1 pseudogene is annotated in these 2,052 nt (G+C 59.0%); it reads right to left on the bottom strand.

The annotated features are described in order from the left end of the window. Positions 1-171: 171 nt before the first annotated feature. Positions 172-1,721 (bottom strand): annotated as a pseudogene (locus GY937_16140) (IS3 family transposase). Between the last annotated feature and the right edge of the window lie 331 nt (positions 1,722-2,052).

Raw genomic sequence — 2,052 nt, 5'->3', positions numbered from 1 at the left:
TGCGCCATTTTCCAGTTTGGCGCTTTGTTGGTGAATGGCGTTTATTTCAGCCTGTAAGTCTTTGATATTCAAGGTGAGTAAAGCATACGTTCTTTTTGATCTATTGTCACGATATTTTTCTAATTCGAAGGGCCACCATGCCGGTGGTTGTCAAGGAAGATGTCGCATTTTCTAGGTTGCTTTTTGTTTGGAATCCACCTCCTTTTTCGTCGGTTTTCCGGGATTCAGATAGACGGTTTCCTCAGGCTTCCAGTTTCGAGTAGGCCCGGTCCAACGCTCGGGACGCTGGAGTTTAGCCGCCTCGTAGAGCGCATGACGGCGCTCCAGAATAGCGATATCCTCGCCGCGATGGCGCTGGTTCGGCGTCACGAATCGCAAGGCGCTGTGGCGATGAAGCTCGTTGTACCAGTGATCGAACCCGGCCACCCACTGACGGGACTCCGCAAGGTTTTCGAAGGGCTTGTCGGGGAAGCCCGGGTGATACTTCAGCGTCTTGAACAAGGCCTCGGAGTAGGGGTTGTCATCGCTGACCGAGGGTCGGCTGAAAGAGGGCATGACGCCAAGTCTTTGCAGCGTTGCCAACATGGTCGCACCCTTCATGGGCGAGCCGTTGTCCGAATGCAGCACCAGGGAATTGCCGGCGATGCCTTCGCGTAGGTAGGCCTTGCGAAAGACCTCGGAAGCCCAATCGGCCGATTGTGACGCATAGACCTCCCAGCCTACGATCTTGCGGCTGAACACATCCATGATCAGATAGAGGTAGAAGAACACCCCAATGACCACGGTGGGCAGGTAGGTGATGTCCCAGCTCCACAGCTGATTCGGTGCGTTGGCCTGTAGCGGCTCGGGACGTTGTCTTGTCGACGGCTTTGCCTTGCCTCGGTGGGCCAGCTGATGGGCCTCGCGCAGGACCCGGTAGAAGCTCGACTCCGAGGCGATGTACCGACCCTGGTCAGCCAGGGCCGGCACGATCTGGCTCGGGGGTCGGTCGGCGAATTCCGGCGCATTGGCGGTCTCGAGGATCTGCGCGCGCTCGAGCTCGGTGAGCTTGTTGGCCGGTACCCGCTGGGTGCCGGCCGCCTTGCGCCCATCGGCCTTCACCTCGCCATCTTCACGCCAGCGTTGCAGGGTGCGCTCTGAGATTTCCAGCACCTCACAGGCCCTCGGCAGGCGGGCGCCGGCTGCACAAGCCTCATCGATACAGGCGATCACTTTTCGGCGCTCCGCAAGGTCGATTTTTCGTCCTCGGGCCCCTCCCAGAGGGTGCGAACTTTTTTTTGGAGCATCAACAAGGCGGCGGCTTCCGCCAGCGCCCTCTCCTTACGCCGCAGCTCCGCCTCTAAGCGTTTGATCTCCTTGGCCTGGTTACGCAGCATCTGGCGATCCGCCTTGGGCGCAACTGGGGTATGGGCCTGCGTGCAGATCTCCCGCCAGGCACGGATTTGCTGGGGGAACAGCCCCTTACGGCGACAGTATTCGCCGAGCTCCACCTCGTTGAGGCTCGCCGTCTCCAGCACGACGTTGAACTTCGCCTCGCCGCTCAGCCCATCGGAGGGCTTCTCCTGTGCGGGAGCATCGCCCTTCTGTGCATCGCGGCGCCAGCCATACAAGGTATCCTTCGGGATGCTCGTTTCTCGGACCAAATCCGCAACACTGACATTGTTGGGCGGCAACATTCTGGCGATGAGGCTTGCCTTGAGTTCTTCTGGATACTGATTCATCGATGGTTCTCTCACGGGTCAGGTGGCGAGGGCACGCGCGTCGTGCGGCGCCCGCTGGAGGCTAATGCTCAGTCGCCCTACGGGCTCCTTCCCATTAGCCTCCAGCGGGCGGGGAGTACCCCGCCTTGTTACGCCCCCTCCTCAATCAAAACTTTTCAAAAAGAGGCGACATCTATCCTGACACAGGGGGATGCTAACCGTTCACACCACAGGTTGTTTTATCCCGCATGGCATGATGCAACGAGATGAATCCTCACGGGGAGTATTTGCATCCCACCGGCAAAGGGGTTGTTCACGCTGGATTTGAATGGCCTGTCATGGGTAGTGAGTA

It is taken from the genome of bacterium (assembly GCA_024228115.1).
Classification (GTDB): Bacteria; Myxococcota_A; UBA9160; order UBA9160; family UBA6930.
The sequence above is the reverse complement of the archived record's forward strand: the minus strand, read 5'-3'. Positions and strand labels throughout refer to the sequence as shown.